This window comes from Amycolatopsis sp. NPDC104775, from assembly GCF_055583325.1.
Genome location: NZ_JBVJOE010000002.1, coordinates 49371 through 68190 on the forward strand (window position 1 = coordinate 49371; position 18820 = coordinate 68190).

The following is an 18820-nucleotide window of genomic DNA, read 5'->3' on the forward strand; positions in this document are numbered from 1 at the left end:
CTAGGCAAAACGGGCAAAATGGCGTTCTTTGAGGAGTTAGGTTAGGGTAACCGCAGGTCAGAGCGTCGCCGACGGATCACGTAACGAATTGTGTGACCTGGGCGGCTTTGCTGCGGAGTTAACCATCCGCTTGCCATTCGCCCAGTCCAGCGTCCCCCTCGCGGGTTCATCAGTAACCTGTCCGAGTGGCCGATACCACTCAGCCGACTATCACCCCGTCTCCGGCGGGTCCGCCGCGCCGCTACCCGAGCCGCATCGCGTTCGCGCTGGGTCTGGTGCTGACCGGGGTCGTGCTGGTGGTGACCATCGGGATCCAGAACCCGAACCCGCCCGCCCCTCCCGCCGTGGCCGCCCCGCCGCCGGCGTCGGCCAAACCGGAACCGCGCCCCCAACCCGGCTCCGAAGCCCCGCGAGTCGGCTTGGCCGCCCCGCCGGACCGCCCGCTCGTCTCCGATCAAGCGGAACTGGACGCGTGGGCGACCCGGGTCGCCGGAAAGACGCGACTGGACGCGCGAGTGCTCGCCGCGTACGGGCGCGCGGAAATGTGGATGCAGCGGCAGAAACCGTCGTGCCACCTGTCGTGGGCAACACTCGCGGCGATCGGAAACCTGGCCTTCGGAACGGAAAAACCCGGCCCCGACGGCACCATGACGGTGAACCCCGGCCCGGCGGAAGCCCCCGACACCGACCAAGGAAAACTCGACGACGACCGCACCGCGGACCACCGAGTCGGCCCGCTGCGGATCATGCCGTCCGCCTGGCACAAACACGCCCAGCGAGCGAACGGCGACGGTAAAGCAGCGGACCCCCGAAACCTCGACGACGCGGCCTTCACCGCGGCCCGCTACCTCTGCTCCGGCGACGACGACCTGGGCACCCCGGCAGGCTGGTGGAAGGCGATGTCGCTCTACAACCCGGCGGTCAACTACGTGCAGGATGTTTTCGCCGCAGCGGATTCCTACGCGGCGGAGAGTGTGGCTCCCTGAGCGGGGGCGGGGGATTGGTCGGCGGGAGGGCCTGACCTAGGCGGTTGGCGGCGGCGGCTTGGTCCGGTGTTTCGGCTGGTGGCGTGTTGGTGCGATAGTCGCTGGCTTGGCGTGCGGGTTCCGGCCTGATTTGGGTGGCGGTTGAGTGGTGCGCCGGTCCGGCGCGGCCGGTGACCGGTTGGCGTGGTCGCCGTCGTGCGTGGTGGTTTGATCTGGTGCGGATGGCGGCTGTGCAGCCTGGCGCACCGGTCCGGCGCGGCGGTGACCCGTGTCGTGCGCGGTGGTTTGGGTTTAGCGCGGCTGGCGGCTGTGTGGTGTGGCGCGCTGATCCGGCGTGACCCGGTGGCACGTGGAGGATGGGCCGTCGCGTGCGATGGCCTGAGTAAATGCGGTTGGTGGGTGCTCGGCGTGGCGCGCTAGTCCAGCTCGGCCTGTGGCTCGCTGGGGTGGTGGCTGTCGTGCGCGGTGTTTTCAGCTCGCGCGCCTGGCGACTGTGCAGCGTTGATCCGGTTCGGCTGACGGCCTGCTGATCCGGTAGCACGTGGGCGGCCGTCGCGAGGGATGGCCTGACTTGCTTCGTTCAACGGCTCGGCCCGGCGGGCGGCCAGCCATCCGGCGTCAGCCACCTCGCGGCGCTGTTCCCCTGCCTGGCTCCGTCGGGCAGGCGGCTGCGGTCTGGCCAGAAGGCCCCGCCGTCGCAGCCGATCAAGCCCGCCGTCAGTGGGTCGACAGCGCGGCGTTCACTCGCACCGGCTTCCGCGGACGGGCCTCGGCGCGCACCGGCTGCTTGCGCGGCTGGACGGGGTGGCGTTCGTTCAGTTCGACGAGTGCCGGTGCCAGCGCCATCAGCACCAGCACGAGCAGCCCGGCGGTCGCTCCGATCACGGTCAGCGCGGTCATGTCGGCCTCCTCAAATCGCTCTCTGTGATGACACCAAGGATCGCGCTGAGTCCGGTCTGCCCGGATCGGCCGACCGGCCGAGCCGGGTCGCCGGATGGCCAGGCTTCCCCGCTGCCCTGTTCACTTGAGAAGACGCGCCGGGGCCGGGCTGGATCCGGTGGTTGCCCGGGAGTGCCCCGGCGGGTGCACGTTCGGGAGGGGCGGGCTCAGTGGTCGCTGAGCGTGATCCTCGCCCTGACCTCGCTGATCGCTTCGAGATACTCCGGCACCGGGTTCATCGCCGAGGCCATCCGCAGTTGTGCCAGCGCCTCGGCCAAACGGCCGAGGCGCTGGAGTGTGCGGCCGAGCACGAACCGGGCGTAGTGGTCGGTGGGGTCCAGCTCCAGGACGCGGGTGAAGGCGCTTTCCGCGCGGCGCAGCTGGGCGGAGTGGAAGTACGCGCGCCCGGCGAGCAGCTGCACGCTCGGCTTGTCCGGCTCGTCGGCGAGCAGGGGTTCGAGTTCCTTGAGCGCGTCGAGCGGGCGTCGCCGTGCGACGAGGTGTTCGGCGTTTCGGAACCTGCGGAAGCGCGATTCGCCGTCGGGTTCGGGGGCTGCTGCGGCGTCCGTCATGGTCGCTTCACGATACCGGCGCGGAGGGCGTTGCACGAGCGTCAGAGGAGGCGTGATGGACTGTTCCGCCATGAGCAGCGATCAGGAACCCGACTACGTGGGACTGGCGCCGTACCTCTACTACAGCGATGCGACCGCCGCGCTCGCGTGGCTGACCAGGGTGTTCGGCTTCACCGAGGAAGTCCGCTTCGAGGACGGGGCGGGCGAGGTCTTCCAGGCGACGCTCCGCGCCGGCGACGCGCGCCTCCAGCTGGCCGGGGTCGGTCCCGAATACTGGGAGGCCAAGGGGGTCGAAGGGCCGGTCGGGCAGTTGAACGTCGTGTATGTGACCGACGTCGACGCGCAGTACGAGCGCGTGTCCGCGATGCTCGGCGAGGACGCCGCGCCGGAACCGCCGCAGGACCAGCCCTACGGTGCGCGGATCTTCACCGTCGCCGATCCCGGCGGCAACAGCTGGACGTTCTGGCAGCAGGTGACCGACCAGGTCGAGCTGCCGTCGGGGTGGCGCGAGGTCCGTCCGGAGGACCAGGCCGCCGACGAAGTGCCCGGCTGAGCTGGAGAACACGCAGCGGAACGGCCCGGCACCGGCCTGGCCTCCAACGGGTGAACCCGCTGGGCGGTTACTCTGGGCGGCGTCACCGCAGGCACGACCCACCAAGGAGCAGAGCGTGGCTCTCATCGAGCAGGTAGGCGCGCGCGAGATTCTCGATTCGCGCGGGAACCCGACCGTCGAGGTGGAGGTGGCGCTCGACGACGGCACTCTGGCTCGGGCGGCGGTCCCGTCCGGGGCGTCGACCGGCGAGCACGAAGCGGTCGAGCTGCGCGACGGGGACACCGGCCGCTACAACGGCAAGGGCGTGGAGCGCGCGGTCGCCGCGGTGCTCGACGAGATCGGGCCGGACCTGGTCGGCGTCGACGCGGTCGACCAGCGGATCGTCGACCAGAAGCTGGTGGACCTCGACGGCACGCCGGCGAAGTCGCGGCTCGGCGCGAACGCCATCCTCGGCGTCTCGCTGGCCGTCGCGAAAGCCGCCGCGGAGTCGTCCGAGCTGGAGCTGTTCCGCTACCTGGGCGGGCCGAACGCACACGTGCTGCCGGTGCCGATGCTGAACATCCTCAACGGCGGTGCGCACGCCGACACCGACGTCGACATCCAGGAGTTCATGATCGCGCCGATCGGCGCGGAGTCGTTCCGCGAGGCGCTGCGCTGGGGCACTGAGGTGTACCACGCGCTCAAGTCCGTGCTTAAGGGCCGCGGCCTGGCCACCGGCCTCGGCGACGAGGGTGGTTTCGCGCCGAGTCTCGCCAACAACCGCGAGGCGCTCGACCTGATCCTCGCCGCGATCGAGAAGGCGGGCTACGCCCCGGGCCGGGACGTCGCTCTCGCGCTGGACGTCGCCGCGACCGAGTTCTACTCCGACGGCGCCTACACCTTCGAGGGTTCGAAGCGCAGCGCCGAGCAGATGTCCGCGTACTACGGCGAACTGCTGCGCGACTACCCGCTGGTCTCCATCGAGGACCCGCTGAGCGAGGACGACTGGGACGGCTGGGTCCAGCTGACCTCCGAGATCGGCGACAAGGTCCAGCTCGTCGGCGACGACCTGTTCGTCACCAACCCGGACCGGCTCGAGGAGGGCATCACCCGCCGCGCGGCGAACGCGCTGCTGGTGAAGGTCAACCAGATCGGCACGCTCTCGGAGACGCTGGACGCGGTGTCGCTCGCCACGTCGTACGGCTACAAGTCGATGATGAGCCACCGGTCCGGCGAGACCGAGGACACCTTCATCGCCGACCTCGCGGTCGCCACCGGCGTCGGCCAGATCAAGACCGGAGCCCCGGCGCGCGGCGAGCGGATCGCGAAGTACAACCAGCTCCTGCGCATCGAGGAAACCCTCGCGGACGCCGCGCGCTACGCCGGCGACCTCGCCTTCCCGCGGTTCAGCGCGGAGGCCTGAGGGGCACATGGCCGACCGGGGGAGGGCGCGCAACCGCCGCGGCGGCCGGGCCGCGGGAAGCGGGTCCAGCAGGGCCCGCCGTCCCGCTTCGGCCCGGCGCCGCACCGGCGCGGGCACGACGGAGACGACCAGGGCCCGGCTGCGCCGCGGCCTGGCGGCGAAACGCGCCTCCGGTGCGGCCAAGGTGCTCGGCATGTCGACCACCCGGCGCGCCGCCGTGGTGGCGATCGTGGTGTGCGCCCTGGCGTTCACCGTCGCGGTTCCGTTGCGCACCTACCTTTCCCAGCGTTCCGAGGTCCGCGACCAGGAAGCGCAGCTCGCCCAGCTTCAGCGCGAGGTCGCTCAGCTGCGCGACCGCAAAGCCCAGCTGAGCGACCCGGCCCAGATCGAGGCGGAAGCCCGCCGCCGGCTCCGGTACGTGAAGCCGGGCGAGACCCCGTGGATGGTCCAGCTTCCCGAGGACCAGCCCGGCTCGCCGACGGCCGCTCAGCCTGGGCAGCAGCCCGCTCCGCAGGCGCCTTGGTACGAGAACCTGTGGGCGCAGGTTTCCGGGGGTTGAGGTTTTCGGCCGGTTGCCGGAGGTTGGCTTTCCGGAGGCTGAGGGTTCTTGCTGCGGATGGCTGGGTGAGGTTTCTTGCCGTACGGGTGGCTGGGTGCGGGTTTCGGGCCGTGCGGATGGCTGAGTGCGGTTCCGGACCGTGCGGATGGCTGGGTGAGGTTTCTCGCCGTACTGGTGGCTGGCTGCGGGTTTCGGGCCGTGCGGATGGCTGGGTGAGGTTTCGGACGGCGCGGATGGCCGGGTGAGGTTTCGGGCCGTGCCGATGGCCGGGTGAGATTTCTTGCCGCGGATGGCTGAGCGCGGTTTCAGGCCGTGCGGATGGCTAGGCGCGGGTTTGCCTGGGTGCCGTGGCCAAGTCGCCTCGCCGGGCGGTTCGGTGGGATTCCTCCTCGGGCGGGTCGCTCGGGTGACTTGCCGGGCGGGTCGGATCCTCGCTGGGTGGGTCGGTCAGGTCCCTCGCCGGATGGGTCGCTGGTGGCTCTCGGTGCTTGACGCGGTTGAGTCCTTGGGCACGCTCCTTGCGGTTGCGGGTGTTCTCGAGACTGGGCGGTCGCAGAATCCTCGTGGTGGCTTGAGTTTTTCGATCAGCGTTTCTGATGCCCCGTTCTTTCCGATGTGTTGATTTCGCGGTGGCCGTCGACTGGTTTCCACGTTAACCACATCGCGAGGGCGGCGGAGGCAGGTGCGGCGAGTTGTCCACACGGTCTGGTAGTTGTGGACAACTCGGCCGTTTCGGCGGAGGTCGCGAGGGGCCGGCCGGACGGCGGCATTAGCCTGGAGAGCGTGAACAGCAGCACGGAGACACCCCGATTCGAGCCCGTCACCGATGCCGACCGGGAGGTCATCGCGCAGCAGCTCGGACGGCCGCCGCGAGCCCTGCGGGCAGTGGCCGCGCGGTGCCCCAGCGGGCATCCCTCGGTGGTCCAGACCAGTCCGCGGCTGGAGAACGGTACGCCGTTCCCGACGTTGTACTACTTAACCTGTCCGCGGCTGACGTCGATGGTGGGCACGCTGGAGGCGTCCGGCGTGATGAAGGAGATGACCGAACGGCTTACCACCGACCCCGAACTCGCGGCGGCCTACCAGCGTACGCATGAGACGTACCTCGCCGAGCGGGACGCCATCGAGTCGCTCGGCACGCAGGTGACCGCGGGCGGGATGCCCGGGCGGGTGAAATGCCTGCACGTCCACCTCGCGCACACGCTCGCGGCCGGACCTGGGGTGAACCCGTTCGGCGACGAGACCCTCGCCTGGGTCCGCGAACAAGGCTGGCCGACGGGCGACTGCGCCGGGTAACGCTCCGGTCTCGGGCGCGGATAGGCACAACAGAGGCCGGTGCCCGCCTGGGTGGGAACGCTTCGCGGCGCGCACCGGAGCTTCACACCGAGCAGGCGAGCCCGGGTGCACCGCCGGGCGCGCTGGGGAGGGGCGGAAAGTGCGGGTGCCACGCGGATTTCGGCGGTCGGTGCGTGCTGAGGCGTCTCCTGCTGCGGACGGCCGGGTCGAGCCGGTGGTGGGCGGTGCGGGGGAGTCAGTGGCCGGTGGCGCGGCGGGTGTGGCTGGCGGCTCGGTTGATGACGACTTGGTTGATGGCGCGGGTGGAAGTGCCGGTGCGGTCGGTGGCGAGAAGGCCGGTGTTGGCGGCGACGTGACTGGCTGCGGTGGAGCTTCTGGTGGGAGCGGTGGCGAGCAAGCCAGTGCGGATGGCGACGGCAGAGCTTCCGATGAGGAGATCAGCGCTAGCAGTGACGCTGCTTGCGACGGTGGAGCCTCCGGTGGCGGGAGCGGCGATGAGGAAGCCAGTGCTGGCGGCGACGTGACTGGCTGCGGTGAAGCTTCCGGCGGTGGGAGCGGCGGCGAGAAGACCAGCGCTGGCAGTGAGGTCACTGATAACAGTGGAGCGTCCGGTGCTGGGGCCAGTGGCGGGGAGACCAGTAGGACTGCTGACGGTGCCTGCGCGGCTGATGCTGGCGGAGTTTCGCCTGGTGATGGTGGAACTGCTGGTGTTGAGGCGTTCCAGGGAACCGGTGACGGTGCAGCGGTTGGTGAGCCCCGCGCGGACGGGGAAGCGGCGGGTGAAGTTGGCGACGATGCGGTCGCTGGCGGCTCGGCGCTCGCCGAACAAGCGGGGGACGAACCGGCCGCTCGCGACGTTGGCGGCGATGCGCCTGCTGAGTGCGGTAGCGAAATAGCCGCAGAAGAACAAACCGCCGAAGCGGCAACCACTCCAGCGGAAACACCCGCCAAAACGGCCAAACCCCGAAAGCCCCCAGCGCTAGTCGGCCCGCCGCCGGGCAGGGTTTGGTGGGTTGGTCGTGTTCGGGTGCGGGCTCGGCGGGGGCGTTATCGGGCTCGGCGGGTGGCTTCGCGGCATCGGACCGTCGTCGCTGTGCTCGCGGGGGTTCTCGGGGTGCTTCCGGCGACCATCGGCGCGGGAGTGGTCGCCGGGTGGGCCGGGCGGATGCCGGTGGTGCACACGGCGGACGTCCTGCCTGATCAGGGCTACGACCCGGGTATCCGCGGCGTCGCGGTCGACGGGCGGCTGCCGGACGCGCCAGCACCGGTTCCGCTTCCCGCGTACGACCTTCCGGACGGGCCGCTCGGGATTCCGGCTACCGCGCTGGTCGCGTATCGGCACGCGGCGGACGTGCTGGGGAAAGAACAGCCGGGGTGTCATATCGACTGGGCGCTCATCGCGAGCATCGGCCGGATCGAGTCGAATCACGCGCGTGGCGGGTATGTCGACGCCGCTGGGACGACACTCCAGCCAATCCTTGGACCCCAGCTCAACGGGACTGGTCCGTACGCGGCGATTCCGGACACCGATCATGGCGTGCTCGACCAGGACCCGGTTTGGGATCGTGCTGTGGGGCCGTTCCAGTTCATTCCGGCGACCTGGCGGACCTACGCGGCGGACGGCAACGGCGACGGCAAGGCCGATCCCAGCAATCTCTTCGACGCTTCGCTCGCGGCGGCGCGTTATCTCTGCTCCGGTGGGCTCGACCTGGCCAATCCAGACCAGTTGCGGACCGCGATTTACCGCTACAACAATTCCGACGCCTACGTCACCACGGTCATTCTCTGGGCGGAGGCTTACCGTAAGGGCGTCGCGCAACTGCCGGACAGTCCGGTTCCCGTCGGGGCTCCTGCACCGCCGACGTCCAGTTCCGCGCCGCCAGCGAATCCGGAGGGGCAGCCTCGGACTACTGAGTCTTCGTTGCCGGTTTCGACGGGCGGGCCGTCGGTGACGCCTACTGCGCTGCCGCCGAGCGGGAATCCTTCGGGCAGCCCGACTACTAGTCCGACCACTGGGTCCAGCAGTCCGACCTGCGGCACCAGTACGTCGACCACGACAACAACGTCAGCGACGACATCGACGACTCCGACCTGCCGCCCGTCGAGCAATCTTCCCTCGGGCAGCGAGACGCCTCCTGCGGGGTGAATCCCTCGCTTAAACCCATCAATTAGGCGTGTTTTCCCGCTATTCCGAGGCGAAACGCGGCGGACGCGTACGGTCGGAAAGAGAGGGTCGCCTCGTCTGCGAAGCGCTGGAGACCAAGTAAAGTCAGACGCATGCCTCGGGTAGCTGCGATCGACTGTGGGACCAACTCCATCCGTCTGCTCGTCGCCGAGTTGACGCCGCGCCACGACGGCACGGTCGACCTGCGCGACCTGCACCGCGAGATGCGCATCGTGCGGCTGGGCCAGGGCGTCGACGCCACGGGCCGGCTCGCGCCGGAAGCGCTGGAGCGCACCCGTGCCGCGCTCGCGGACTACACCGTTGCCGCGCGGCGCAAGGGCGTTGAGAAGGTGCGCATGGTCGCTACCTCCGCGACCCGCGACGCGAGCAACCGCGACGAGTTTTTCGCGATGACCCGCGAGACGCTCGGCGTCGAGGCCGAAGTGATCAGCGGGGACGAGGAAGCTCGACTGTCCTTCACCGGCGCGGTTGGCGAGCAGGACCCGGACGACGGGCCGTTCGTGGTCGTCGACGTCGGCGGTGGCTCCACCGAACTCGTCCTCGGCACCTGGAACGGTCGCGAGGCTGAGGTGACCGCCGCGAAATCCGTCGACATCGGGTGCGTCCGGATCACCGAGCGTGCGTTGAAGGACGACCCGCCGACGGCCGACGAGGTCTCCGCGGCCCGTGAACTGGCCCGCGGCATCCTCGCCGAGGCGTTCGATGTCGTGGACGTCGCGAAGGCCCGCACCTGGATCGGCGTGGCCGGCACGGTGACCACGTTGTCAGCGGTTTCGCTGGGGCTGCCGGAGTACGACTCCGAGCGCATCCACCTGTCGAAACTGACCCACGGCGAGATCGACCGGGTCGCGGAAAACCTCCTCGCGGCCGACCGCGAGACCCGCGCCGGGAACCCGGTGATCCACCCGGGCCGGGTCGACGTGATCGGCGGCGGCGCGGTCGTCGTCCAGGTGCTCGCCGAGGAACTCGCCGCGCGCGGCGGTCCGGACCAATTGGTCGTGAGCGAGCACGACATCCTGGACGGCATCGCTTTGTCCCTCGCCTGAACGCTCCGCAGTGCCGAGATCACCGGGCGCGCATCCCGGGTCCAAGCGCGTACCAAAACCACCGTAAGTCATCAAGCGCAGTTCGTTGTGAGCTAACCGGGTGATGAACGGTGTCGTTATTCAGGTGCAACCCGGCGACCCGGTTACGAAGGGCTGATCCCGCTAGCCTCCATCTCGCTATTCGGACGCGAGAAACGGAGGGGACATGCGGGGTTCATCCAGGCTCTGGAGCGCGGCCGCGGTCGTGACAACCTTGTCACTGCTCCTGACTGCCTGTGGGGGCGGCGGATCCAGCAGCGGGTCGTCAGGAGAAGCGGATCCGAACGGGACCTTCACGGTCTACGGCACGGAACCGCAGAACACGCTGATCCCCACTAACACCAACGAGCTCGGCGGTTCCAAGGCCGTCGACCCGATGTTCTCCGGACTCGTCGCGTACAAGGGCGACAGCGGCGAACCGTTCAACCTGATGGCGGAGTCGATCACCACGACCGACTCCAAGGTCTACGACATCAAGATCAAGCACGGCTGGAAGTTCCACGACGGCACCGAGGTCAAGGCGAAGAACTTCGTCGACGCCTGGAACTACGGGGCCAACTCGGCGAACGGCCAGATCAACAGCACGTTCTTCGAGAACATCGCGGGCTACTCCGACGTCCACCCCGCCGACAAGGGGGCGAAGCCGGCCAAGGACAAGATGTCCGGCCTGGCCGTCAAGGGCGACTACGAGTTCCAGGTGACCCTGGACGCGCCGTTCTCGGTGTTCACCACCAAGATCGGCTACACCGCGTTCGCGCCGCTGCCGGACTCCTTCTTCAAGGACCCCGAGGCTTTCGCGAAGCACCCGATCGGCAACGGCCCGATGAAGTTCGTCAGCCGCACGCCGAACGTCGACATCAAGCTGACGCGGTTCGACGACTACCAGGGCCCGGACAAGGTCAAGTTCAAGGACCTGGACGTCAAGATCTACGCCAGCCAGGAAACCGCCTACCAGGACCTGCTGAGCAACAAGCTCGACTTCATCGAGACGCTGCCGCCGTCCGCGCTCACCGCGGAGAAGTACAAGACCGACCTCAAGGACAACCTGGTCACCGGGCACCTGCTGGGGATCAGCACGATCGCGGTGCCGTACTACGTGCCCGGTTACAACAACCTCGACCTGCGCCGGGCGATTTCGATGGCGATCGACCGCGAGCAGATCACCAAGACGGTCATGCACGACACCTACGTCCCCGCGGACAGCTATGTCTCCCAGGGGATCGCGGGCTTCCGGCCGGGCGTGTGCGGCGAGTACTGCAAGTTCAACCCGGCGAAGGCGAAAGAACTCTTCGCGAAGTCCGGGTTCACGGGCAAGCTCACCATCGCCTCGAACGCCGACGGCGGCCGCAAGGAACCGCTGGTGGCCGCGTGCAACAGCATCAAGAACACGCTCGGCGTCGAATGCGATTTCGTTCCGGCGACCGACTTCGGCCAGTGGCGCAGCATCGTGACCGGGCACAAGCTGACCGGCATGGGCCGTTCCGACTGGTCGGCGGACTATCCGTCCATTGAGGACTTCCTCAACCCGATCTACCGGACCGGGGCCTCGTCGAACGACTCGACGTACTCCAACCCGCAGGTCGACGCCCTGCTCAAGCAGGCGGACTCGACCGCGGACAAGGACGCCGCGGTGAAGCTGTACCAGCAGGCCGAGGACCTGATCGCGAAGGACCTGCCCTCGATCCCGGTGTGGGACGAGAAGGGCGTCGCGGCCAAGTCGAAGCACACCAAGACCGTGGTCCTCGACTTCCGCCGCCGCGCGGACTACTCGTCGGTCGAGGTCCTCAAGAAGTGATGCGCTGACTCGTCCGTTCCCACCACGCGGCTCGTGAGTGTTCGCGCCAGCCACAAGCTAGGCGCGGGCACTCACGAGCCCGGCGCGCACTCTTAGGAACCACGCATGATTCGTTACGTCCTGCGTCGCCTGCTCCAGTTGATCCCGGTGTTCTTCGGCACCACCTTCCTGATCTACGCATTGGTGTGGGCCGTGCCCGGGGACCCGTTCTCCGGCAAATGCGGTCAGCAAGCCTGCCCGCAGGCTTACATCGACTTGATGACCGAGAAGTTCCACCTGAACGACAACCTGATCGTCCAGTACTTCAAATACCTCGGAAGCCTGTTCAGCGGCGACTGGGGCGAGACGTTCAACGGCTCCTCGGTCGGCGAACTGATCTCCACCTCCTACCCGATCACGCTGCGCCTCGCGCTCGTCGCGGTGCTCATCGAGGCGGTCATCGGCCTGAGCGCCGGCGTGCTGACCGGCCTGCGCGGCAAGGGTTTCCTCGACAACCTGGTGCTGGTCTCGACCACGTTCCTGATCTCGCTGCCGGTCTTCGTCACCGCGATCGTGCTGCAGATCGTGCTCGGCGTGAACCTGGGCATCATCGACGCCAGCGTCTCGGACGATCCGAGCATCGGCGAGCTGATCGTGCCGGGCATCGCGCTCGGCAGCCTTTCGATGGCTTATGTGGCGAGGCTGACGAGAACGTCGATCGCGGAGAACCGGCACGCCGACTACATCCGCACCGCCATCGCCAAGGGACAGCCCAACAGCCGCGTCATCGGCATTCACCTGCTGCGCAACTCGGTGATCCCGGTGCTGACCTTCCTCGGCACCGACCTTGGCTCGCTGATGGGCGGCGCGATCGTGACCGAGGGCGTGTTCAACATCAACGGTCTCGGCGGGCTGATCTTCCGCGGCCTCCAAAACCGGGAAAGCGCGACCGTCGTCGGCGTCGTCGTGCTGCTGGTGCTGGTGTATCTGCTGATGAGCCTGATCGTGGACCTGCTCTACGCCGTTCTCGACCCGAGGATCCGTTATGACTGACCCGAATCTCGTCGGCGGCGGAGGGATCGACGCGGCACAGCTGTCGCATGTGGACAGCTCGGCCGAGGCCGGCCCGAAGAAGCCGCGCAGCCTGTGGGGCGACGCGTGGCGGCAGCTGCGCCGCAAGCCGGCGTTCGTGATCTCCGCGTTGATCATCCTGCTGGTCGTGCTGATCGCGATCGCGCCAGGACTGTTCTCGCATCGCCCAGCCGGTTACAGCGATTTGACGCACGCCAACGAAGGCCCGTCCGCGGACGCCTGGTTCGGCTACGACAACCAGGGTTACGACGTGTACGCGCGCACCATCTACGGGGCGAGGGCTTCGCTGCTGGTCGGGGTTTTCGCGACGCTGCTGACTGTCCTTTTCGGATCGTTGATCGGCATCGTCGCGGGCTACTACGGCCGGATCGTCGACAGCCTGCTGTCCCGGCTCGGCGACATCTTCGCCGGGCTGCCGTTCGTGCTCGGCGCGATCGTCATTCTCACCACGTTCAACGCTCCGGGCACGAATCCCGGGCAGGTCACCATCATCGTGCAGGTGGTGTGCTCGATCGCGGTGCTGACCTGGCCGGTGGCCATGCGCATCATGCGGTCGGCGACGCTGGTGGCCAAGCAGCTGGACTACGTGAAGGCGGCCAGGGCGCTCGGCGCGAGCACCCCGCGGATCGTCTTCCGGCATCTGCTGCCGAACACGCTCGCGCCGGTGCTCGTGTACGCCACGATCGCGCTCGGCGCGGCGATCGGCGCCGAGGCGACGCTGGCGTACCTCGGCATCGGGGTGCGGCCGCCGGTGGTGTCGTGGGGCGTCATGATCAGCGATGCCCGCGACTACTTCCGCGCGGTCCCGCACATGCTCCTGTTCCCCGGTGCGTTCGTCACCATCACCGTGCTCGCGTTCGTGATGCTCGGTGACGGTATCCGCGACGCGCTCGACCCGAAGTCGAGGTAGCCGCAATGTCCACAGTGTCCAGTTCACCTGGTCCGACGGCGGAGAACGAACTGCTGCTCGAGGTCGAAGACCTGCACGTGGAGTTCCGCACTTCCGACGGCGTGGCCAATGTGCTCAACGGTGTCGGATACTCGGTGCATGCCGGGGAAACCCTCGCGGTGCTCGGTGAATCGGGATCCGGCAAGAGTGTCACGGCGCAGACCATCATGGGAATCCTCGACACTCCGCCGGGGGTGATCACCGGCGGGTCGATCCGGTACCGCGGCGAGGATCTGCTCACCGCCTCGGCGGACCGGCGGCGGCAGATCCGCGGCGCGGAGATCGCGATGATCTTCCAGGACGCGCTGTCCGCGCTGAACCCGGTGTTCACCGTCGGCTTCCAGATCGAAGAGCAGCTCCGGGTCCGGCTCGGGATGTCCAAAAAGGACGCGCGCAAGCGGGCGGTCGAATTGCTCGACCTGGTGCGGATCCCGGCGGCGCAGCGGCGGGTGAAGGATTACCCGCACCAGTTCTCCGGCGGGATGCGGCAGCGCGCGATGATCGCGATGTCGCTGGCGCTCGACCCGGATCTGCTGATCGCGGACGAGCCGACGACCGCGCTGGACGTGACCGTGCAGGCGCAGATCATGGACCTGCTCGCGGACATCCAGCGAGAACGGCGGATGGGGCTTGTCCTCATCACGCACGACCTCGGCGTGGTCGCGGAGGTCGCGGACCGGATCGCGGTGATGTACGCCGGGCGGATCGTGGAACAGGCCGACGTGCGGGAATTGTTCAGCTCGCCGGGCCATCCCTACACCGCCGCGCTGATGGATTCGCTCCCCCGGCTGGACCTCAAAGGACAGACCCTGGAGACGATCAAGGGCCTGCCGCCGAGCCTGCTCGACATCCCGCCTGGCTGCCCGTTCCACCCGCGCTGCAAGCGGGCCGAGCAACGGTGCCGCGACGAGCGGCCGTCCTCGCACGCGCTCGGCTTCGGCCGGGTCAGTGCGTGTCACTTCGCCGAGGAGGTGGTGGAGAGCCATGGGTGAGCCGATTCTCAGCGTGCGCGACCTGGTCAAGCACTTCCCGGTGCGCGACGGCGTGTTGTTCAAGCGGACGATCGCGCAGGTGAAGGCCGTCGACGGGGTGTCCTTCGACCTGCAGCCGGGCGAAACGCTCGGCGTGGTCGGAGAATCCGGCTGCGGGAAGTCGACGCTCGCGCAGGTATTGATGCGCCTGGAGGAGCCGACCAGCGGCAGCGCGACCTTCGAGGGTCGCGACCTGTTCAAGTTGCGCGGTGCGGAACTGCGGCGGATGCGCCGGGAGATCCAGATCGTGCTGCAGGATCCGTATACGTCGCTGAACCCGCGGATGACCGTCGGCGACATCGTCGGCGAACCGTTCGAGATCCACACCGACGTCGCGCCGAAGGGTTCGCGGGCGAAGAAGGTGCAGGAATTGCTGGAGGTGGTCGGGCTCAATCCCGAGCACGTGAACCGGTATCCGCACCAGTTCTCCGGCGGGCAGCGGCAGCGCATCGGCATCGCGCGGGCGCTGGCGTTGCGGCCCAAGGTGATCATCTGCGACGAGCCGGTGTCCGCTTTGGACGTTTCGATCCAGGCGCAGGTGATGAACCTGCTCGGGGAGCTGCAGGGCGAGTTCGGACTGTCCTATGTGTTCATCGCGCACGACCTTTCGGTGGTCCGGCATCTGTCCACCCGGGTCGCGGTGATGTACCTGGGCAAGATCGTCGAAATCGGCACCGAGGATGAGATTTACGAGCGACCGTCTCATCCGTACACGCAGGCGTTGCTGTCCGCGGTGCCGGTCGCCGACCCCGCGGTGCGCGGGCAGCGGCAGGTGATCCGGCTGGAGGGCGACGTGCCGAGCCCGATCGATCCTCCGTCGGGCTGCCGGTTCCGTACGCGGTGCTGGAAGGCCGTCGATATTTGCGCGACGGAGGTGCCGAAGCTCGAACCGCGGACGGACGGGCATCTGTCGGCTTGTCACTTCGCCGAGGTGAAATCGGTGGTTCCCTAACCTGGCGATTCCTCCGGTTTGCCGATTGCTGTACGCAGTGTCCGCTATGTACGTTGCATTATCGGTTTTCCTGAGGAGGACTCGTGAAAAGACCAAGATTGCTCGCGGTGGCACTCGCGGTGCCATTGTTCGGTGCGGCGTCCGGCGTCGCCCTCCCGGCGGCGTCGGCCCAACCCGCCGGTCCGGTAACGGAATTCAGCGTGCTGGCGCGGGACGGGCAGAGTGTCGCCGCCGCGCAGCAGGCGGTGCGCGACGCTGGTGGCACGATTGTCGCGACCAATACCGCGGTCGGGCTCATCACCGCTACCGCACCCGCTTCCGGTTTCGCTGAGCGGGTTTCGGCCAACCGCGCGGTGTTCGGTGCGGCCAAAGCGAAAGCGATCGGCAGCGCGCCGAAGGCGGGCAAGAAGGAGAAGCCGGACGCGGTCGAGAAGGAAGGCCGCGGCAGTGTGTCGCGCAAGGCCGCGGCGAACAAGGCGGTCGGCACCGACCCGCTGGACGACCAGCTCTGGGGCCTCAAATCGACCCGCTCCGACCTCGCGCGCACCAAGCAAGCGGGCGACAAGCGGGTGAAGGTCGGCATCATCGACACCGGCGTCGACGGAAGTCATCCGGACATCGCGCCGAACTTCGACAAAGCCGATTCGCGCAACTTCACCAAGGACATCGTCGCCGACGTCAACGGCACCGTGGTAGACGGCCCGTGCGAGTTCCGCGGCTGTGTCGACCCGGTGGACCACGACGACAACGGCCACGGCACGCACGTCGCCGGCACGATCGCCGCGGCCGCCAACGGATTCGGCGTGTCCGGCGTGGCACCGAACGTGACGCTGGTGAATGTCCGCGCCGGACAGGATTCCGGGTACTTCTTCCTGCAGCCGACGGTCGACGCGCTGACGTATTCCGGCGACGCGGGACTCGACGTCGTCAACATGAGCTTCTATGTGGACCCGTGGCTCTACAACTGCCGGTCGAACCCGGCGGATTCCGCTGCCGAGCAGGCGGAACAGCGCACGATCATCGAAGCGACCACGCGGGCGTTGAACTACGCGCACCGCAAAGGCGTGACGATGGTGGTCGCGCTCGGCAACCAGCATGACGAGCTGGCCGCGCCGCACGACGACGTCACGAGCCCGGACTACCCGGCGAACGGGACCCACCCGCGCAAGATCGACAATGCTTCGTGCTTCTCGCTGCCGGTCGAAGGCCCGCACACCATTGGCGTCGGCTCGTTCGGCCCGACGCAGGCGAAGGCGGACTACTCCAACTACGGCACGGAGCAGATCTCCGTTTCCGCGCCCGGCGGGTACTTCCGGGATGGTTACGGCACGCCGTGGTACCGGACGGTGGAGAACGAGATCCTGTCGACGTACCCGCGCAATGTCGGGGTCGCGGCCGGAAACATCGACGCGGCGGGAAATGTGACACCGGCTGGTGTCGCGCTCGGCGTGCAGAAAGCTACGGCGGCTGACGGCCGGGTCGGTTATTACCAGTGGCTGCAAGGAACTTCGATGGCCGCTCCGCATGCGACCGGCGTTGCTGCGCTGATCATTTCCCAGTACGGCAAGAAGACCGGGCATTCGGTTTCGATGGATCCGGACGCGGTGCAGCGGGTGCTGGAAGGCACCGCGGCGCCGATCGCGTGTCCGGTGCCGCGGACGGTCGATTACCTCAAGGAGGGCCGGGACGCTTCGTTCACGGCTACCTGCGTGGGTGACGCGTCATTCAACGGGTTCTACGGACACGGCTCGGTGGACGCTTACTCCGCGGTGACGCGGGGAGCGGCGTTCCTGCGCTGAACGGACGGCGGTGGGGCTGGAAATCCCAGCCCCACCGCCGATTTCAGTAGCGCCGCAGTCGATCCATGATCTTCTCGGCTGCCTGCTGTTGTTGCGGGGTAAGCGACTTGGTGGCATTCGCTTCGGCTCCGCAGAATGTGTCGGTCGTTGGGCGGGTGCCGTGCACGAGGTAATCGATGACGGCGTTGAAGCCGCAGCTGTTCAAGTAGGGGATGCCGACGCCGTGGCCGCCTTGGTCCACTGTGACCATTCGGGCGCGGTCGCCGAACGCTTTGCGAGTGTCGAGCGCACCGGACAGTGGGGTTGCCGGGTCGCGCATGTTCTGGACCAGCAACAGGTTCGACGGCCCCTGGTCGCTGAACTGCACGGCCGGTTCGATCGGCTGGTACGGCCAGGACGCACACGGCCAGACATTCGCTGTCAGGCCGCCGAGCAGCGGATACGCGACCCGGTCGTGCACGACGTTGCGCTGGTAGGTCGAAATCTGCCGGGGCCAGGCGTGGTCCCCGCAGACGACTGAAAGCATGGTGCCGACCTCACTCTGCACCGGGCCCTCGGAGCCCGGCAGCGCATCGGGCGGGGGCGCCTGCCCGGCAAGGAGGGTTTGCCACAGCTGGGCCAGCCGCGAGAATACCGTGGTCTGGTAAGTCAAACCGTGCGTCAGCAACCGGAAAAGGGATCCGTCGAGCTGGCCGAAGGGGTGCTGGTCGAGTTTGTCCGCGAGCTGGAAATAGGTCGCGGTGACCTCAGCGGGAGTAGCACCGAGGCCGTAGCTCGAGTTGCGTGCTGCCGCCCATTTCGCGAAATCGGGGAAGCGGTCTTGCATTCCTTCGGCGAAGCGGCGGGCCGCGGTGATGTCGTAACCATCCGGGCCGAGGACGCTGTCGAGCACCACGCGATCGGTCCGTTCGGGGAACAGCGACGCGTACACTCCGCCAAGGTAGGTGCCGTAGGACAGGCCGAAGTAGGAGATCTTCTGCTCGCCGAGCGCGACACGGATCCGGTCCATGTCCCGAGCGGTGTTCGCGGTGGTGATGTAGGGCAAAACCGGCGCGGACGGCGAGGCGGCACATTTCTGCGAGATCTTCTTGGTTTCCGCTGCGGTTTTCACGACCTCGGCGTCGTTGTGCGCGTACTTCGGTGCGAGATTCAGTTCTTCCGGTGTCAGACCGCAGCTCACCGGACCGCTGTGGTCGACGCCGCGGGGGTCGAAGCCAATCAGGTCGTATTCGGCCAGCAGACTCGCCGGAAGCCCGAGCTGGGCGAGCTGCAGCGGGAAAGCGAGACCAGGGCCGCCGGGGCCGCCCGGGTTGAACAGGAGAACACCGCGCCGTTTCGCCGGATCGCTGCTCGGCAGCCGGGAGATTTCGATGCTGAGCTTCTTGCCGCCCGGATTCCGGTAGTCCAGCGGAACTTCGATCGCCGCGCATTGCAGGACTGGAGAAGGGACGTCGGCCGGGCACTTGCCCCAGTTCACCGCGGATTTCGCGGGTGCTGCGGACGCCGGAACCGCCGTCGCGGTCAGCGCGGCGGCGGCCAGCACGACGAGCAATTGTTTTCGCACTGTCTTCCTTTCTCTACTCGAGAACTGAACTCGGGAAACTGGGGAAAGGGACACACCGTCAAGCGCGTAAACGGTGGTGGCA

The 18820-nt window shown here is 67.9% G+C and carries 17 protein-coding genes; 13 read left to right on the forward strand and 4 right to left on the reverse strand.

All coding sequences use genetic code 11. The features are described 5' to 3' along the window. Positions 1-275 precede the first annotated feature (275 nt). On the forward strand, positions 276-986 hold the full coding sequence (locus ACZ63D_RS09130) for a lysozyme family protein (protein WP_465354731.1): 711 nt from the start codon (positions 276-278) through the stop codon (positions 984-986). A gap of 717 nt (positions 987-1703) precedes the next feature. Here the strand turns inward: ACZ63D_RS09130 and ACZ63D_RS09135 are convergent. Continuing rightward, positions 1704-1886 carry a hypothetical protein gene (locus ACZ63D_RS09135; protein ID WP_465353778.1) on the reverse strand — a complete coding sequence of 61 codons (183 nt, stop codon included), beginning with the start codon at positions 1884-1886 and terminating at the stop codon, positions 1704-1706. 206 nt (positions 1887-2092) lie between these two features. Then, positions 2093-2497 (reverse strand): tetratricopeptide repeat protein, encoded by a 405-nt coding sequence (locus ACZ63D_RS09140; protein WP_465353779.1) that lies wholly within the window; start codon positions 2495-2497, stop codon positions 2093-2095. A 70-nt stretch (positions 2498-2567) separates the two neighbouring features. Here ACZ63D_RS09140 and ACZ63D_RS09145 point away from each other — a divergent pair, with 70 nt between their 5' ends. The 4 genes from ACZ63D_RS09145 to ACZ63D_RS09160 all read left to right on the forward strand — a co-directional run bounded on the left by ACZ63D_RS09145 (position 2568) and on the right by ACZ63D_RS09160 (position 6307). Further along, complete coding sequence (locus tag ACZ63D_RS09145) at positions 2568-3050, forward strand: VOC family protein (protein ID WP_465353780.1); 483 nt, start codon at positions 2568-2570, stop codon at positions 3048-3050. Positions 3051-3165: 115 nt separating this feature from the next. Then, on the forward strand, positions 3166-4452 hold the full coding sequence (eno, locus tag ACZ63D_RS09150; protein WP_465353781.1) for a phosphopyruvate hydratase: 1287 nt from the start codon (positions 3166-3168) through the stop codon (positions 4450-4452). A gap of 193 nt (positions 4453-4645) precedes the next feature. Beyond that, positions 4646-5011 carry a septum formation initiator family protein gene (locus ACZ63D_RS09155; protein WP_465354732.1) on the forward strand — a complete coding sequence of 122 codons (366 nt, stop codon included), beginning with the start codon at positions 4646-4648 and terminating at the stop codon, positions 5009-5011. Between the two features lie 774 nt (positions 5012-5785). Continuing rightward, complete coding sequence (locus tag ACZ63D_RS09160) at positions 5786-6307, forward strand: DUF501 domain-containing protein (protein ID WP_183124805.1); 522 nt, start codon at positions 5786-5788, stop codon at positions 6305-6307. A 235-nt stretch (positions 6308-6542) separates the two neighbouring features. Here ACZ63D_RS09160 and ACZ63D_RS09165 read toward each other — a convergent pair whose 3' ends face one another. Then, a complete protein-coding gene (locus tag ACZ63D_RS09165) occupies positions 6543-7217 on the reverse strand; it encodes a hypothetical protein (RefSeq protein WP_465353782.1) in 675 nt (224 codons plus the stop codon). A gap of 153 nt (positions 7218-7370) precedes the next feature. On the opposite strand from ACZ63D_RS09165, the gene ACZ63D_RS09170 reads away from it, so the two are divergent. The 8 genes from ACZ63D_RS09170 to ACZ63D_RS09205 all read left to right on the forward strand — a co-directional run bounded on the left by ACZ63D_RS09170 (position 7371) and on the right by ACZ63D_RS09205 (position 17174). Continuing rightward, positions 7371-8453, forward strand: a complete 1083-nt coding sequence (locus tag ACZ63D_RS09170) for a lytic transglycosylase domain-containing protein (RefSeq protein ID WP_465353783.1) — start codon at positions 7371-7373, stop codon at positions 8451-8453. Positions 8454-8584: 131 nt separating this feature from the next. Beyond that, the gene (locus ACZ63D_RS09175) at positions 8585-9538 is read left to right on the forward strand and encodes a Ppx/GppA phosphatase family protein (protein WP_465353784.1); all 954 of its coding nucleotides are present in this window, start codon (positions 8585-8587) and stop codon (positions 9536-9538) included. Between the two features lie 205 nt (positions 9539-9743). Further along, complete coding sequence (locus tag ACZ63D_RS09180) at positions 9744-11372, forward strand: peptide ABC transporter substrate-binding protein (RefSeq protein WP_465353785.1); 1629 nt, start codon at positions 9744-9746, stop codon at positions 11370-11372. 105 nt (positions 11373-11477) lie between these two features. Beyond that, the gene (locus ACZ63D_RS09185) at positions 11478-12404 is read left to right on the forward strand and encodes an ABC transporter permease (protein WP_465353786.1); all 927 of its coding nucleotides are present in this window, start codon (positions 11478-11480) and stop codon (positions 12402-12404) included. After that, complete coding sequence (locus ACZ63D_RS09190; RefSeq protein ID WP_465353787.1) at positions 12397-13353, forward strand: ABC transporter permease; 957 nt, start codon at positions 12397-12399, stop codon at positions 13351-13353. The genes ACZ63D_RS09185 and ACZ63D_RS09190 overlap by 8 nt, the downstream gene beginning before the upstream one ends. A gap of 5 nt (positions 13354-13358) precedes the next feature. Further along, positions 13359-14384 (forward strand): ABC transporter ATP-binding protein, encoded by a 1026-nt coding sequence (locus ACZ63D_RS09195; protein ID WP_465353788.1) that lies wholly within the window; start codon positions 13359-13361, stop codon positions 14382-14384. Continuing rightward, the gene (locus tag ACZ63D_RS09200) at positions 14377-15375 is read left to right on the forward strand and encodes an ABC transporter ATP-binding protein (RefSeq protein WP_465353789.1); all 999 of its coding nucleotides are present in this window, start codon (positions 14377-14379) and stop codon (positions 15373-15375) included. Before ACZ63D_RS09195 ends, ACZ63D_RS09200 begins: the two co-directional genes overlap by 8 nt. Positions 15376-15458: 83 nt before the next feature. After that, positions 15459-17174, forward strand: a complete 1716-nt coding sequence (locus ACZ63D_RS09205; RefSeq protein ID WP_465353790.1) for a S8 family serine peptidase — start codon at positions 15459-15461, stop codon at positions 17172-17174. Between the two features lie 43 nt (positions 17175-17217). On the opposite strand, the gene ACZ63D_RS09210 is transcribed toward ACZ63D_RS09205, so the two are convergent. After that, complete coding sequence (locus ACZ63D_RS09210) at positions 17218-18738, reverse strand: alpha/beta hydrolase (protein WP_465353791.1); 1521 nt, start codon at positions 18736-18738, stop codon at positions 17218-17220. Between the last annotated feature and the right edge of the window lie 82 nt (positions 18739-18820).

Bases quoted from the DNA above. Each gene is read 5' to 3' on its own strand.
- ACZ63D_RS09135 (WP_465353778.1), bottom strand. From the start codon at position 1,886: ATGACCGCGCTGACCGTGATCGGAGCGACCGCCGGGCTGCTCGTGCTG.
- ACZ63D_RS09140 (WP_465353779.1), bottom strand. From the start codon at position 2,497: ATGACGGACGCCGCAGCAGCCCCCGAACCCGACGGCGAATCGCGCTTC.
- ACZ63D_RS09145 (WP_465353780.1), top strand. From the start codon at position 2,568: ATGAGCAGCGATCAGGAACCCGACTACGTGGGACTGGCGCCGTACCTC.
- ACZ63D_RS09155 (WP_465354732.1), top strand. From the start codon at position 4,646: ATGTCGACCACCCGGCGCGCCGCCGTGGTGGCGATCGTGGTGTGCGCC.
- ACZ63D_RS09175 (WP_465353784.1), top strand. From the start codon at position 8,585: ATGCCTCGGGTAGCTGCGATCGACTGTGGGACCAACTCCATCCGTCTG.
- ACZ63D_RS09180 (WP_465353785.1), top strand. From the start codon at position 9,744: ATGCGGGGTTCATCCAGGCTCTGGAGCGCGGCCGCGGTCGTGACAACC.
- ACZ63D_RS09185 (WP_465353786.1), top strand. From the start codon at position 11,478: ATGATTCGTTACGTCCTGCGTCGCCTGCTCCAGTTGATCCCGGTGTTC.
- ACZ63D_RS09190 (WP_465353787.1), top strand. From the start codon at position 12,397: ATGACTGACCCGAATCTCGTCGGCGGCGGAGGGATCGACGCGGCACAG.
- ACZ63D_RS09195 (WP_465353788.1), top strand. From the start codon at position 13,359: ATGTCCACAGTGTCCAGTTCACCTGGTCCGACGGCGGAGAACGAACTG.
- ACZ63D_RS09200 (WP_465353789.1), top strand. From the start codon at position 14,377: ATGGGTGAGCCGATTCTCAGCGTGCGCGACCTGGTCAAGCACTTCCCG.